We start from the raw sequence: 14,119 nt of genomic DNA, 5'->3' as shown, positions 1-14,119 counted from the left end.
GTCAGAGCACGCTCTGCAGCGCGAGAGCCACGGGGCCGCAGGCGGCCAGCGGCAGCACGCCCTGGATCACCGCGAGGGCCCAGACCGGCGGCGGCTGCTCGCCGTCGGGCGGCTCGGCTGCGTCGGCCTCGACCACCACGTAGGACGCGACGAGGGAGACGATGCCCGCCACGCCGCCGAGGACCGCGCCGTAGATCACCGCCGCCAGGGGGTCGACGGTGCCGCTCACGCTCCGGCCGAGGACCGTCACGGCCGCCGCGGCCACGACCGCGACGCCGAAGCCGAGCAGTCCGCAGGGCACACCCTGGGCCAGCTGGGGGCGGGGCAGCACGAGATCGGCCAGGTGCCCGGCCACCAGGGCGGCACCCACCGCCAGCAGCGCGACCAGGGCGCGGCCGTGCCCGGCCTCCGTCCGGCCGAGCAGGAGGAGGGTCGCCAGCGCCCCGGTCACTGCCAGCAGCAGGGCGGTGCCCGCCAGCGAGGCGACCAGGTCGTGACGCGGACGCCGGAACATCTGCTGGAGCACCATCGCCACGAAGCTCACGCCGAACACCGCGAGCAGGCCGCCCATCGCCGGTCTCCCCGGCAGGACCAGCACGAGATCGGCCGCGACCGCCGCGCCCGCGCCGACGGCCAACGATCCGAAGAAGCCCTGGATGCCGGTCACCAGGACCCACACGAGCACCAGGCCCAGTTGCAGCACGATCACCGCGGCCAGCCGGCCCAGATCGCCCAGGATCTCGGGCAGGACCACCAGGAGCGCGACGGCGCCGGCGGCGCAGCCCGCGGCGGGCAGGTGGTGCGCCCGCGCGGGCAGCGCGGACTCCAGGGCAGGTGAACTCACGTGTCGATGGTCGCAGAAGCCCAGCGTCCGATCCGTTCGACGAGCGGAGCGGTCGCTCCGCTCTCGGCGTGTCCGAAGCCCGGGACCACCCACGCGGTCGCCGTCGGACCGGCCGCCTGGGCGATCGCGCTGACGACGTGCAACGGGGACGGCGGTGGGGTGAGCCACGCCTCGTCGAACCGGTGCGTGATGAGCCGGGAGAGCACCCGCCGGCCCACGGTCGTCTCCAGCAGTCAGTGCACCCGGCGCATCGGCCGGGTGTCGCGTCGGCCCCGCTGCAGGGTCCCGCCGCGAGCGTGCGAGCGGTGGGGGGCAGCGGGGTCCTTCTGCTGCCGCAGCAACCGCACCGCCGCCCATGGACAGGCCGACGGTCACGACGGCCCGGGCCCCGTCCACACGCGCGGCGCGCACCGCGGCGTCGACGTCGCACAGGCTCTTAGCCCCGCTGCAGGGGCCCGCCGCGAGCGTGCGAGCGGTGGGGGGAAGCGGGGTTTTGTCCGGCGGACAGCCACCCGACCAGCCGGCGAAGCGGGGCACGCGCGGTCGAGTTCGTGAACCCGTGCGTGACCACGAAGATGAGGGGTGCCGCGTTCGGCCCGGCCGGGACGACGATGCCGGCGAGCTCCACCCCGTCGTCGGTGTGCACCGTCAGAACCCGCGAAACAGGGCTCTCGGCAGGCACATCGGTTATCCTGCGCTCCCACCTCGACAGCGCCGTCGTCGGCTCCCGCGAAGGAGACTTGATGCGACTCGTGCTCATGACGGCGGCGCGCCAGGCCACGACCGAGGTGCTCCCCGCGCTCGGACTGCTGGCCCACTCGGTGCGAGTGGTCGCGCCCGAACTCTCCAGCCTGCTCGACGGCGACTCCGGCGACGTCGTCCTCGTCGACGCGCGTCACGACCTCATCCGGGCGCGCACGCTGTGCGGCCTGCTCTCCTCCACCGGTGTCGCCGCCGCGCTCGTGGCCGTCCTCTCCGAGGGCGGGCTGGTCGCGCTGTCGGCCGACTGGGGGGTCGACGACGTCCTGCTCGACACCGCCGGTCCGGCCGAGGTCGACGCCCGCCTCAAGTGGGCTGCCGCCCGCCGGCTCGCCGCCGCGGCACCCGCCGACGGTGCCGAGCGCGGCGTCACCCAGGCCGGCGAGCTGGTCATCGACGAGCACAGCTACTCCGCCAAGCTCCGCGGCCGCCCGCTCGACCTCACCTACAAGGAGTTCGAGCTGCTGAAGTACCTGGCCCAGCACCCGGGCCGGGTCTTCTCCCGCGCCCAGCTGCTGCAGGAGATCTGGGGCTACGACTACTTCGGCGGCACCCGCACGGTCGACGTCCACGTCCGGCGGCTGCGGGCGAAGCTCGGCACCGAGCACGAGGCGCTGATCGGCACGGTCCGCAACGTCGGCTACAAGCTCGACCAGCAGGTGGCCGATGCCGCGGCGAAGGCCGCCCAGGCGGACACCTCCGACGACCGGGCCCGCGCCGAACTGGTCTGATGACCGGGTGAGCGACCGCGTCGACGTCCCCGAGGTGCTGGCCCTGCTGGACGCCGCCGCCGCGGCCGACGGGGTGCGTCCGCTGTCGGAGGACGCGCAGCTGGGGCTGCAGCACGGCTCTCCCGGCGGGCACGACCTCGTGGCCCGGGACGGCGACCGGATCGTCGGCTACGCCCGCCTCGACGAGGGCTCGGCCGAGCTCGTCGTGCACCCCGGGTTCCGGCGCCGCGGGTTCGGCGGCGAACTGCTCGACCGGGTGCTCGAGCGCGCCGGCGACGGGGCGCTCCACGTCTGGGCGCACGGTGACCTGCCCGGGTCGGCCGAGCTGCTCTCCTCGCGGGGCTTCACCCGGGACCGTGTCCTGCTGCAGATGCGGCGCGACCTCGCCGGCGTCGACCCCGACCCCCGACCGGCTCTCCCGGACGACGTGACCGTGCAGCCGTTCCGCCCCGGCCGGGACGAGGACGCCTGGCTCCGCGTGAACGCGCGCGCCTTCGCCTGGCACCCCGAGCAGGGCCGGATGACCCGGGGCGACCTGGAGCTCCGCGAGGCCGAGCCCTGGTTCGACCCCGAGGGCTTCCTGATGACCTGGCGCGGCGATCCCGAGGACGGCGGTGAGCTGCTCGGCTCGCACTGGACCAAGGTCCACCCGCCGGGCGATGTCGGTGCGGACCCGGTCGGCGAGATCTACGTGCTGGGCGTCGACCCGGACGCGCAGGGGCTGCGACTGGGCCGGGCGCTGACCGACCTGGGCCTGGCGCACCTGCGCGCGCGGGGCCTGGGACAGGTGCTCCTGTACGTCGAAGAGGACAACACCGCCGCCGTGCGGCTCTACGAGGGCCGCGGTTTCCAGCGCTTCTCCGTCGACGTCTCCTGGCGGCACGACCCGCGCTGAGACGCGCGTCACGTCCCCGCCGGGAAAGCTCAGCCCTCGTTCACCGGCTGTTCACCTTCGCACCCGGAAGCGGCCACTTCGGCTCCCTAACTTGCCGGTCATGACGCTTCGCAGCACGACTCGCGCCACGGTCCTCCTGACCGCGGCTCTCGCCGGCTCCCTCTCCCTCGCAGCGTGCGGGGCCTCCAACGAGGGCGGCAGCGACACGGCCTCCAGCACCAGCGATGCCCCGCAGCTGAGCGGCGACCTCGTCGGCGCGGGCTCCAGCGCCCAGCAGGCCGCCATGCAGGCCTGGCAGGCCGGCTTCAACAGCCAGCAGCCCGGCGTCAACTTCAGCTACGACCCGGTCGGCTCGGGCGGTGGCCGCGAGCAGTTCCTCGCCGGCGGCACGGACTTCGCGGGCTCTGACTCGGCGCTCAGCGACGACGAGCTGAAGAAGGCCACCGACCGCTGCACGACCGGTGGCGTGTTCGAGCTGCCGAACTACATCTCGGCGATCGCCGTCGTCTACAACCTCGACGGCGTCGACACGTTGAACCTCTCCCCGGCCACGATCGCCGGCATCTTCAACGGGTCCGTCACCACCTGGAACGACCCGAAGATCACCGCCGACAACCCGGACGCGAAGCTGCCCAGCACCGCGATCACCCCCGTGCACCGGGGCGACAAGTCCGGCACCACGGAGAACTTCACCGACTACCTGAGCAAGACCGCGGGTGACGTGTGGACCGCCGGCAAGGTCGGCGAGTGGCCGATCAGCGGCGGCGAGGCGGCCAACGGCACCTCCGGCGTCATCGCCTCCGTGTCCGGGGGCCAGGGCACGATCGGCTACGCCGACGAGAGCCAGGCCGGCAAGCTCGGCATCGCGAACATCAAGGTCGGCGACACGTTCGTGAAGCCGTCGTCCGAGGCCGCGGCCGCCGTCGTCGCCAACTCCGAGAAGGTTGCGGGCCGGGGCGAGAACGACCTCGCCGTGTCGGTGAACCGCACGACCACCTCGGCCGACGAGTACCCGATCGTGCTGGTCAGCTACCACATCGGCTGCATGCAGTACGACGACAAGGCCAAGGCCGACGCGGTGAAGGCGTTCGAGAACTACGTCATCAGCGAGGACGGCCAGAAGGCCGCGGCCCGCGCCGCGGGGAGCTCGCCGATCACCTCGGACGCCCGGGACGCCGCGCAGAAGGTCGTCGACGCCATCAAGGCGTCCGCTTGATCCTCGGATCCACCCCGGCCCGGGATGCCGCTGCGGCATCCCGGGCCGTCGGGCGTCCCGGAACCTGCTCGTCCGGGCCGCACATTCCAGCGCCGAAGAGACGGAGCGATCGGTGACCATCGCCAGCGCACCCCCGCAGCCCACCCGCCCCAAGCGGCGCGTGGGCGACCGCATCTTCGCCGGCAGCACGACGGGCGCGGGCGTGCTGATCCTGCTCGTCCTCGCGGGCGTCGCGGTCTTCCTGGTCAGCGAGGCGTGGCCGGCGGTCACCGCTCCGGCAGGTGACATCGCCGGCGGGGACGGACTCACCGGGTACATCGCGCCGCTGCTGTTCGGCACGCTGCTGGCGGCGGTCATCGCGCTCGTGGTGGCGACCCCGCTCGCCGTCGCCATCGCGCTCTACATCACCTACTACGCCCCGCGCCGGCTCGCCGCCGGCATGGGGTACGTGATCGACCTGCTCGCCGCGATCCCCAGCATCGTCTACGGCTTCTGGGGCGTCGCGACGCTGGCACCGGCGCTGGTGCCCTTCTACGTCTGGGCCGAGAAGCACCTCGGCTTCCTGCCACTGTTCGCCGGGCCGGCCTCGGCCACGGGACGCACGATGTTGACCGCCGGCCTCATGCTCGCGGTGATGATCCTGCCCATCATCTCGGCGATCGCCCGCGAGGTCTTCGGGCAGGCGCCGGCCCTGCACCGCGAGGCCGCGCTCGCACTCGGCGCCACCCGCTGGGAGATGATCCGGATGGCGGTCCTGCCCTACGGCAAGTCCGGCGTCATCGGCGGCGCCATGCTGGGTCTGGGCCGGGCGCTCGGCGAGACCCTCGCCATCGCGATCGTCCTGTCGGCCTCCGGCGGGATCACGTTCAACCTCATCTCGAGCAGCAACCCGTCCACGATCGCGGCCAACATCGCGCTCCAGTTCCCGGAGTCGACGGGTCTGGACGTGAACACGCTGATCGCGAGCGGGCTGGCGCTGTTCGTCATCACCCTCGCCGTGAACATGCTCGCCCGCTGGGTCGTGAACCGGCGGGCCGACTTCTCCGGAGCCAACTGATGACCGCGACCCGCACGGCGCCCCCCGAGGCGCAGGGAGTGGTCGAGCACTCGCGGCGGCTGCCCCGCCTGGCGCCCGCCGGCCTCTTCGCCGCCGGGGTGCTCCTGGGCGCGGCGCTGTCGACGCTCACCGGCTCCAGCATCGTCCTCGCCGCGATCTACGCCACCGTTCTCGGGACGCTCGCCGTCTACGTGGTCACGCGGGCCGTGGAGGGTCCGCGCAAGGCGATGGACCGCCTCGTCACCTGCGTGGTCACCAGTTCCTTCGCGCTGGCCATGGTGCCGCTGGTGTCCCTGGTCTGGACGGTGCTCAGCCGCGGCCTGCGCCGGCTGGACGCGGAGTTCTTCCACTCCTCGATGCTCGGGATCGTCGGCGAGGGCGGGGGCGCCTACCACGCGATCTTCGGCACGCTGGTCATCACAGGCATCACCGCGGTGATCTCCGTGCCGATCGGCCTGCTGACCGCCATCTACCTGGTCGAGTACGGCCGGGGCCGGCTGAAGCGGGCGATCACCTTCCTGGTCGACGTGATGACCGGCATCCCCTCGATCGTCGCCGGCCTGTTCGCCTACGCCCTGTTCGCGATCTTCTTCGGACCCGGCATCCGGCTCGGGATCATGGGGGCGGTCGCACTCTCGGTGCTGATGATCCCGGTGGTCGTCCGGTCCTCGGAGGAGGTCCTCAAGCTCGTGCCGAACGAGCTGCGCGAGGCCGCCTATGCCCTCGGCGTGCCCAAGTGGCGCACGATCGTCAAGGTCGTCCTGCCCACCGCGATCGCCGGGCTCGCCACCGGCGTCACCCTCTCCGTCGCCCGGGTGATCGGCGAGACCGCTCCCCTGCTCATCACCGTCGGCATCATCAACGGCACCAACCTCGACGCCTTCTCGGGGCGGATGGCGACCCTGCCGGTCTTCGCCTACTACCAGCTCACCCAGCCCGGCTTCCCGCCCGAGTTCGCGATCGACCGGGCCTGGACGGCGGCCCTGACCCTCATCGTCCTGGTCATGGCCCTCAACGTCGTCGGGCGCCTGATCAGCCGTTTCTTCGCCCCCAAGACCGGTCGCTGACCGGCAGTTCTGGAGGAAACCGTGGCCAAGCGCATCGACATCTCCGACCTCGACATCTACTACGGCAATTTCCTGGCCGTGCAGGGCGTGACGGTGTCCATCGAGCCCCGCACCATCACGGCGCTCATCGGGCCGTCCGGCTGCGGGAAGTCCACCTTCCTGAGGTCGATCAACCGCATGCACGAGGTCATCCCCGGCGCCCGGGTGGAGGGCAAGGTCGTCATCGACGGCCAGGACCTCTACGGCGCCGACGTCGACCCCGTCGACGTCCGCCGGCACATCGGGATGGTCTTCCAGCGTCCCAACCCGTTCCCGACGATGTCGATCTACGACAACGTCGCGGCGGGGCTGCGGCTCAACGCACGGAAGATGAAGAAGGGCGACCTCGACGACCTGGTCGAGCGGTCCCTGCGCGGGGCCAACCTCTGGAACGAGGTCAAGGACCGGCTGAACCGACCGGGGTCGGGCCTGTCCGGCGGTCAGCAGCAGCGGCTGTGCATCGCCCGCGCGATCGCCGTCGAGCCCGACGTCCTGCTCATGGACGAGCCGTGCTCGGCGCTGGACCCGATCTCCACGCTGGCCATCGAGGACCTGATGACGGAGCTGAAGGAGCGCTTCACGATCGTCATCGTCACGCACAACATGCAGCAGGCCGCGCGCGTCAGCGAGTTCACCGGCTTCTTCAACCTCGCCGGGGTGGGCCAGCCGGGCCACCTCGTCGAGTTCAACCCGACCGAGAAGATCTTCAGCAACCCCGACGAGAAGTCGACGGAGGACTACATCTCCGGCCGCTTCGGCTGACACAGGACCCGTCAGCAGCTGACGGCGGCGGCCTTCGCGGTGGGGGTGGCGGTCTCGGGGGCGGCGCCGCCCGTCGGCGGGGCGCTGATCTGCACCGGCACCACGGTCGAGTAGCCCGGGCCGATCACCAGCTGGACGGTGTCGCCGATCGAGTCGCTGGGCTGGAGCACCGAACCGGGCACGGCCGCGGCCACGGTGTGTGCCTGGGCCAGCACGTTCGGGCCGTAGCGGACGACGGTCTGATTCACCGTCCCGGACTCGTTGCCGACCGATCCCACGGTGAAGCCCTGGCCGCGCAGCAGGTCGGCGACGGTGCCGGCCAGCCCCGTCGTCCCGGTGCCGTTGAGGACGTCGAGGGACACCGCGGACGGCGGGACGGTGGGCACGTCATCGGCCGCGGCGGCCGGCTCCGCGGGTGCGGGGGCGGGTGCCTCTGCCGAGCTGTCCGCGGCGGGATCACCGGCGCCGGTGGTCAGCTCGGGCGGGACGGGATTGCCCTCGATCATCGCGTCGAACAGCGTCCGGGTGCCGGCGCGGTCGAGCAGGACGTACGCCTGGTCCGTCCCGGCCGGGACGTAACCCACCTGCTGCACCGGCAGCGCGGCGCGCTGCACGGCGTCGCCGGACAGCTCCCCGAGCGAGCCGGCGAGCGCACGGAGGTCGCCGAGCGTCGTCTGCTGGTCGACGGTCAGCGCGCCCGCGGCCCGGTTGAGGAAGCGGGTCAGGGTCAGCGGATCGGCGATGGTGCCGCGCGACATCGCCGCGCGCAGCGTCGAGGTCAGCAACCGCTGCGCCCGCTCGGCCACAGCGGCCCCGGTGACGTCGGATCCGGTGTCGCCGGGGCGCAGGAAGCCGTTCGCGGCCCGGCCGGTCATCGTCGACGTGCCCGCCGGGAGCGGCGTGGCGGCCGCGTCGGTGGCCGCCGACGGGATCACGCAGACCGGCACCCCGCCGAGCGCGTCGATCATCCCGGGCAGCCGGTGCAGGTCGACGTCCAGGTAGTGGTCGATCCGCAGCCCGGACAGCTGCTGGACGGCCCGCACCATGCAGGAGGGCCCGCCCTCGAGCAGGGACGACGCGAAGGCCTCGGTCACCGGGCTGCGCAGGGAGCCGTTCGCGGTGCGGCACTCGGGGGTGTCGACGAGCGCAGTGGGCGGGAAGCTGACCAGCACCGCCCTGGTCCCGTCGGAGGAGACCGACGCCAGGAGGGTGGCCACCGAGGCGGCACCCTGCTGGCCGGGGATCCCGGTGCCGACCACGAGGTAGTTCTCGGCGCCGGCCTGCAGACCGGGCGCGAGCACCTCCGGCCCGTCGGTGGCCAGCGCGTCGACCCGGTCGATCTTCTGGTCGACGTAGAAGTAGAGCCCCAGGTGGTAGAGCAGGACGACGCCGACGACGGTGGCCAGGGCGAGCAGCACGCGGCCCAGGCGGCGCCGGCCGGGGCTCGCAGGTGGACGCTCCCGCCGGTCGGAGGAACGGCGACGGCTGCCGTCACGGGGCGGCGGCGGCGTGCCGGGCGCCAACCCGGGCAGCGGCGGGATCGGGCCGCTGCGGCGGGACGGGCGGCTGTCGGGCTCCCAGGCCGCGGGTCCGCGGACCGGCGCGGAGGTGGCGGCCGGCACGGGGGCGGCGCCCGGCACCGGCGGCAGTCCGGCCTGGCGGGCGGGCGCGGGAGCTCCGGGGACGGGCGGGAGGCCCGCCTGCCGGACGGCTGCGCGATCTCCGCCGGGAACGGGCGGGAGGCCCGGTCGACGGACGGCGGGCCGTGGCTCCTCCGCCGGCCGCTGCGGGGCCTCCTCGACCCGACGCGCGGCGCGCCGCCGTCCGACCGCGCTCCCCTGCCGCGCCAGCAGTTGCTCCACGGTCACTGCTTCGCGGGGGCCGCCCCGATCCTCGTGCCGGGAGCCTCCGGGGACACCACGGGAGGCCCCTCGGCCACCCGCCCCGTCCCCCGTCGGCTGTTCCCCCACCGGTGTCGACACCTTCTCGTTCTCGGCCCTGCCCCGTACATACGTCTGCCGACGATACGGGGAGAGCGGCGGTCACCACCGGGGACGCGCGGCAGGCCCGCCGCCCCCGTGGGCGGTCGTCCGGCGCAACCGAATAGTGCGCCATCGAATCCCTGCGTAGCGTCGTACCGCATGAGACTGCCGTCGGTGCCCGGCCCCTTCGACGTCCTCCACGCGGTCACCGACCTGCGGGACGGCGTCGCCGACGCACTCGCCCTCGTGCCCCGGCTCGGCGCCGCGCTCGGCCGGATGGAGGGCTACCTCGACCGGGTGGGCGGCCTGCTCGACCGGGTGGACGCGGTGGTGGACCGGGCCGAGGACGCCATCGCGTCGGTGGGGGCCACCCGGGAGAAGGCCGACGCCGCCATCGAGCGCGTGACGGCGACCCAGGCCAAGGCGGATGCCGCGATCGAGGGCGTCGACCGCACGCAGGGCAAGGCCGACGCAGCGATCGAGCGGGTGGGTCGCACGACGTCGCGCGCCGACGGCATCGTCGACCGCGCCGAGGGGCTGCTGGGCCGCGTCGACCCGATGCTCGCCGACTACGAGCCGGCGCTGACCGCCCTGGCGCCGTCGGTCCGGCGGCTGGCGAGCAGCCTGGCACCGGAGGAGGTCGAGGCGATGGTCACGCTCATCGATCGCCTGCCGGAACTGGTCCGGCACCTCGACGAGGACATCCTCCCGGTGCTGGAATCGCTCGACAACGTCGGCTCCGACGTGCACGACCTCGTCGACACCGTCCAGGACCTGCGGCAGGTCGTGAAGGGCTTCCCCGGCTCGCGGCTGTTCCGCCGCCGCGGCGCGGAGGAGATCGCGGAGGAGGAGGCCGCCGGGGGCTGACGGCCTCCGCCTCGCCTCAGGTCTCGGTCGGGTAGCCCAGGGCGCGGACGACGTCGCCGATCCGCTCGTACGTCTCGCCCTCGGGCAGCCGCATGAGCTCGGCGGCGACGGCGTCCGGCGCACGGTGGTCGCGCGCCGCCTCGACCAACTGCGGCCCGGTGCTCGGGAAGTCGGCTCGGTCCAGCCACCGCGCCAGCTCGGCGCGCCTCTCCACCGCATCGGCGTCCATGCCCACCGGGGTCCCGCCGACGAGCGTCCCGTTGGGGGCCGTGTCGATGTCCGGATCGCCCTCGGCGGTGGGCTCCGGATCGCGCCACTCCTCGGCCCGGGTCGCGTGACCGCCGCGCAGCATGCCCTGGATGTCGTGCTCGAGCTCCTCGTCGACCCGGGGGCTGTGCTTCGTGCTCCGTTCGGCCGTGCCCGCGAAATCGTCCCCGGTCTCGGTCACTGCGCCTCCTGTCCGGCCACGGCTGCGTGCCGAGGCCTCCGGTGCCCTGTTCGACGCCCGTGGCCCTGCCCGCGCGGAGGCAGCCGCACACATCTCGGGACGGATCACCCGTTCGGGAGCCACCCTCACCCGTGCGAGCAGTGGCAGAACGTCTTTCGTGACGTAGCGTTCACAGCGACGGGGGTCTGAATCGAATCCACGCTGGTGACGGCAAGAAACCGGTCACCCAGTGTGAGATCAGCACCCGTCCCTCGATCGCCGGTCCGGTCGACTCCATTCCCCCGGGGTCGGCCGGGCCGGCCCCTCTAGGCTGGGCGGACGTGAGCATCGCGACCCCGGTTCCCGACGACGGCCTGCGGCCCGTCGACGTCCTGACCGTCGCCGCCGTCGCGGACGTCACCCCGTCGGTGCGTCGGGTGGTCCTCACCGGCACCCCGGCAGCCGTCACCGCCGCCGGGCCGACCGTGAACCTGCTGGTCCCGCGGGTGGGCGATCCCGCGCCACGCTGGCCCCGCATCGCCAAGGACGGCCGGATCGTCTGGCCCGAGGGCGCGCACGGAGTCAGCCTCCGCAGCTACACCGCCCGCCGCCAGGATCCCGCGGCGGGGCGGGTGGAGATCGACTTCGTCCTGCACGGCGACGGCCCGGCTGCGGCCTGGGCCGGGGCGGCGGCACCCGGCGACCTCCTGGCCGTGGCGGGCGCAGGCGCCCTCGGGGAGCGGACGGCGGCGCACCTGCTGCTGGCCGGCGACGAGACCGCGCTCCCCGCCATCAGCCGGATCCTCGCCGCGGCGCCCGCCTCGACCCTCGGCGTCGCGCTGCTGGAGGTGGCCGGTCCGGCGGAGGAACAGCCGCTGCACGCCCCCGCCGGTGTCGAGGTCCGCTGGCTGCACCGCGAGCACACCCCGCCCGGGGAGAGCACCCTGCTCCCCGACGCCGTCGCCGCGCTCGACCGGCCGGACGGCGACGACGTCTTCGCGTGGGTGGCCGCCGAGTCCGGCGCCGTCCGCGCGATCCGCGCCGACCTGCGCGGCCGGTGGGGTCTCGGCCGGTCGCAGCACCACGCCATCGGCTACTGGCGGCGGGGTCGAGCCATGTCGCCCGCCGGTTGAGGCCTCCTCAGGGAGTTCACAGGTAGCGTCCAGAGCGACGCCAGCCTGCGGGATCACGCTCGCTGCCATGACGACCCTTTCCGCACGCGCGACCGGAGGATCAGTGGCCGGTAGCTCATCCGCCGGACGGACCACTCCCGAGGCGCGGCTGCTCGTCGTGGACGACGAGCCGAACATCCGCGAGCTGCTGTCGGCGAGCCTGCGCTACGCCGGCTTCGAGGTCGCCACCGCCGCCGACGGCCAGCAGGCCCTCGCGCTGGCCGACTCGTTCCGCCCCGACCTGCTGGTCCTCGACGTGATGATGCCCGGCCTGGACGGCTTCGGTGTCGTCCGGCGGCTGCGGCAGTCCGGCCGGCACACGCCCGTGCTGTTCCTGACCGCGCGCGACGCGGCGGAGGACAAGGTCTCCGGGCTGACGCTCGGCGGTGACGACTACGTGACCAAGCCGTTCAGCCTCGACGAGGTGCTCGCCCGGATCCGGGCCGTGCTGCGCCGCAGCGCCGGGGCCCAGCAGGCCGCCGCCGAGGCTCCGCGGCTGACCTTCGCCGACATCGAACTGGACGAGGAGAGCCACGAGGTCATCAAGGCCGGCGAGGTGATCAGCCTGTCGCCCACCGAGTTCAAACTCCTCCGCTACCTCATGGCCAACGCCGGGCGCGTGCTGTCGAAGGCGCAGATCCTCGACCACGTGTGGAACTACGACTTCAACGGCGAGGCCAACGTCGTCGAGTCCTACATCTCCTACCTCCGGCGCAAGATCGACACGACCGAGCCGCGCCTGCTGCAGACGATCCGAGGAGTTGGGTACACGTTGCGCCTGCCCAGGGGAGCGTGAACTCCTTCGTCCCACCGAGGCGGCCGGGCTCCCGGGTACCGCTGCGGATCACGCTGGTCGCGCTGCTCGTGGCTCTGCTGACCGTCAGCCTGCTCGCCACCGGCTTCACGGCGACGTCGATGCTGCGGGGGTACCTCCTGGACCAGCGGGACGCCGACCTGCGCGCCCAGGTGAACGCGATCGCCCACGACCCCCGGCTCGACGACCTCTGCGCCGCGGGCCAGTACTACGCCCTGCCCGGCGGCTCGCGCAGCGCGTACCTCGGCTGCGTGCGCCCCGGCGACGACGACGTGATCGACCTGCAGGGCCCCGACGACCAGACCGACCTGCCGCACTTCACCGGGCAGACGGTCTCCTCCTCGCCCCAGTCCGTCACCTCCTCCGACGGCCATACCGACTGGCGGGTGATGGCCGCCCAGGTGCCCGGCGGCTACACCATCGTGGTCGCGACCGACGTCGAGCACGACCAGGCAGCGATCCGCCGGCTGGTGTCGATCGAGGCGATCGTCGGCCTGATCGTGCTGACCATCCTCGGGGCCGCCGGCTACGTCCTCGTGCGCAACAGCCTGCGGCCGCTGACCGAGGTCGAGACGACCGCCCGGGCCATCGCCGCCGGCGACCTGTCCCGGCGCGTGCCGGAGGGGAACGAGCACACCGAGGTCGGCCGGCTCGCGACGTCCCTGAACGGCATGCTCTCCCGGATCGAGACCGCGTTCCGCGCCCAGCAGGTGTCCGAGGAGCAGGCCCGCGGGTCGGAGACCCGGATGCGCCGGTTCGTCGCCGACGCCAGCCACGAACTGCGCACGCCGCTGACCTCGATCCGCGGTTTCGCCGAGCTCTACCGGCAGGGCGCCGTCCGGTCCGACGACGACGTCCGGCGGCTGATGGAGCGCATCGAGGCCGAGGGCGCGCGGATGGGCCTGCTCGTCGAGGACCTGCTGCTGCTCGCGCGGATGGACCAGCAGCGTCCGCTGACGTTCGCGCCGGTCGACCTGGCCGCCATCGCGGGGGACGCCGTGCACGACGCGAAGGCGGTCCAGCCCGACCGGCCGATCGCCCTGTACCTGGACGAGTCCCTGACCGACGTCCCGGTCGTGCGGGGCGACGAGGGCCGGCTGCGGCAGGTGGTCGGCAACCTGGTCACCAACGCCCTGACCCACACCCCGGCGGGCACCCGCGTCACCGTGACCGTCGGCCAGGCGCCCGACGACCCGGACGTGCTCGTGCTGAAGGTCGCCGACGAGGGCCCGGGCATGCATCCGGCGGACGCCGCGCGGGCCTTCGAGCGCTTCTACCGCGCCGACGCCTCCCGCACCCGCGCCGCGGGCGGCACCGGCCTCGGGCTGGCCATCGTCTCCTCGCTCGTCGCCGCCCACGGTGGGACGGTCGACCTCGACACGGACCTCGGCAAGGGGGTCGTCGTGACCGTCCGGCTGCCCCGGTCGGGGCCGGCGGACGTCGTCCCGCCGCCGGACGTCGACGGGGGCGGCGAGGACGCGGACTAG

General features: G+C 73.5%; 14 protein-coding genes. 10 read left to right on the top strand and 4 right to left on the bottom strand.

The genetic code is table 11. The features are described from left to right. Nucleotide 1 precedes the first annotated feature (1 nt). The gene (locus tag AC2H4J_RS12195) at nt 2–844 is read right to left on the bottom strand and encodes a hypothetical protein (RefSeq protein WP_487465143.1); all 843 of its coding nucleotides are present in this window, start codon (nt 842–844) and stop codon (nt 2–4) included. Then, entirely contained in the window at nt 841–1,062 is a 222-nt protein-coding gene (locus AC2H4J_RS12190; RefSeq protein ID WP_487465142.1) for a hypothetical protein, read from the bottom strand. Before AC2H4J_RS12190 ends, AC2H4J_RS12195 begins: the two co-directional genes overlap by 4 nt. Before the next feature lie 525 nt (nt 1,063–1,587). Between AC2H4J_RS12190 and AC2H4J_RS12185 the strand changes: the two genes are divergently transcribed. The 6 genes from AC2H4J_RS12185 (at nt 1,588) to pstB (ending at nt 7,370) form a co-directional block, all read left to right on the top strand. After that, nucleotides 1,588–2,334 carry a winged helix-turn-helix domain-containing protein gene (locus AC2H4J_RS12185; RefSeq protein ID WP_487465141.1) on the top strand — a complete coding sequence of 249 codons (747 nt, stop codon included), beginning with the start codon at nt 1,588–1,590 and terminating at the stop codon, nt 2,332–2,334. Between the two features lie 7 nt (nt 2,335–2,341). Next, nucleotides 2,342–3,229: a mycothiol synthase gene (gene mshD, locus AC2H4J_RS12180; RefSeq protein ID WP_487465140.1), complete on the top strand. Its 888-nt coding sequence runs from the start codon at nt 2,342–2,344 to the stop codon at nt 3,227–3,229. A gap of 100 nt (nt 3,230–3,329) precedes the next feature. Then, complete coding sequence (gene pstS, locus AC2H4J_RS12175) at nt 3,330–4,445, top strand: phosphate ABC transporter substrate-binding protein PstS (RefSeq protein ID WP_487465139.1); 1,116 nt, start codon at nt 3,330–3,332, stop codon at nt 4,443–4,445. Between the two features lie 112 nt (nt 4,446–4,557). Continuing rightward, nucleotides 4,558–5,502 (top strand): phosphate ABC transporter permease subunit PstC, encoded by a 945-nt coding sequence (gene pstC / locus AC2H4J_RS12170; RefSeq protein WP_487465138.1) that lies wholly within the window; start codon nt 4,558–4,560, stop codon nt 5,500–5,502. Continuing rightward, nucleotides 5,502–6,569: a phosphate ABC transporter permease PstA gene (gene pstA, locus AC2H4J_RS12165; RefSeq protein WP_487465137.1), complete on the top strand. Its 1,068-nt coding sequence runs from the start codon at nt 5,502–5,504 to the stop codon at nt 6,567–6,569. The genes pstC and pstA overlap by 1 nt, the downstream gene beginning before the upstream one ends. 21 nt (nt 6,570–6,590) lie before the next feature. After that, complete coding sequence (pstB, locus tag AC2H4J_RS12160) at nt 6,591–7,370, top strand: phosphate ABC transporter ATP-binding protein PstB (RefSeq protein WP_487465136.1); 780 nt, start codon at nt 6,591–6,593, stop codon at nt 7,368–7,370. An 11-nt stretch (nt 7,371–7,381) separates the two neighbouring features. Here pstB and AC2H4J_RS12155 read toward each other — a convergent pair whose 3' ends face one another. Then, on the bottom strand, nt 7,382–9,232 hold the full coding sequence (locus tag AC2H4J_RS12155; RefSeq protein WP_487465135.1) for an LCP family protein: 1,851 nt from the start codon (nt 9,230–9,232) through the stop codon (nt 7,382–7,384). A gap of 279 nt (nt 9,233–9,511) precedes the next feature. Here AC2H4J_RS12155 and AC2H4J_RS12150 point away from each other — a divergent pair, with 279 nt between their 5' ends. Further along, nucleotides 9,512–10,219 (top strand): hypothetical protein, encoded by a 708-nt coding sequence (locus AC2H4J_RS12150; RefSeq protein WP_487465134.1) that lies wholly within the window; start codon nt 9,512–9,514, stop codon nt 10,217–10,219. A 16-nt stretch (nt 10,220–10,235) separates the two neighbouring features. Here AC2H4J_RS12150 and AC2H4J_RS12145 read toward each other — a convergent pair whose 3' ends face one another. Beyond that, entirely contained in the window at nt 10,236–10,667 is a 432-nt protein-coding gene (locus AC2H4J_RS12145) for a DUF2795 domain-containing protein (protein ID WP_487465133.1), read from the bottom strand. Between the two features lie 320 nt (nt 10,668–10,987). On the opposite strand from AC2H4J_RS12145, the gene AC2H4J_RS12140 reads away from it, so the two are divergent. The 3 genes from AC2H4J_RS12140 to AC2H4J_RS12130 all read left to right on the top strand — a co-directional run bounded on the left by AC2H4J_RS12140 (nt 10,988) and on the right by AC2H4J_RS12130 (nt 14,119). Further along, complete coding sequence (locus tag AC2H4J_RS12140; RefSeq protein WP_487465132.1) at nt 10,988–11,779, top strand: siderophore-interacting protein; 792 nt, start codon at nt 10,988–10,990, stop codon at nt 11,777–11,779. Between the two features lie 67 nt (nt 11,780–11,846). Beyond that, complete coding sequence (locus tag AC2H4J_RS12135; protein WP_487465131.1) at nt 11,847–12,614, top strand: response regulator transcription factor; 768 nt, start codon at nt 11,847–11,849, stop codon at nt 12,612–12,614. Then, the gene (locus AC2H4J_RS12130; RefSeq protein WP_487465130.1) at nt 12,611–14,119 is read left to right on the top strand and encodes a sensor histidine kinase; all 1,509 of its coding nucleotides are present in this window, start codon (nt 12,611–12,613) and stop codon (nt 14,117–14,119) included. The genes AC2H4J_RS12135 and AC2H4J_RS12130 overlap by 4 nt, the downstream gene beginning before the upstream one ends.

It is taken from the genome of Blastococcus sp. OS1-29 (assembly GCF_057628075.1).
Note: the sequence above shows the minus strand (reverse complement) of the source record. Positions and strands in the feature narration are given on the sequence as shown.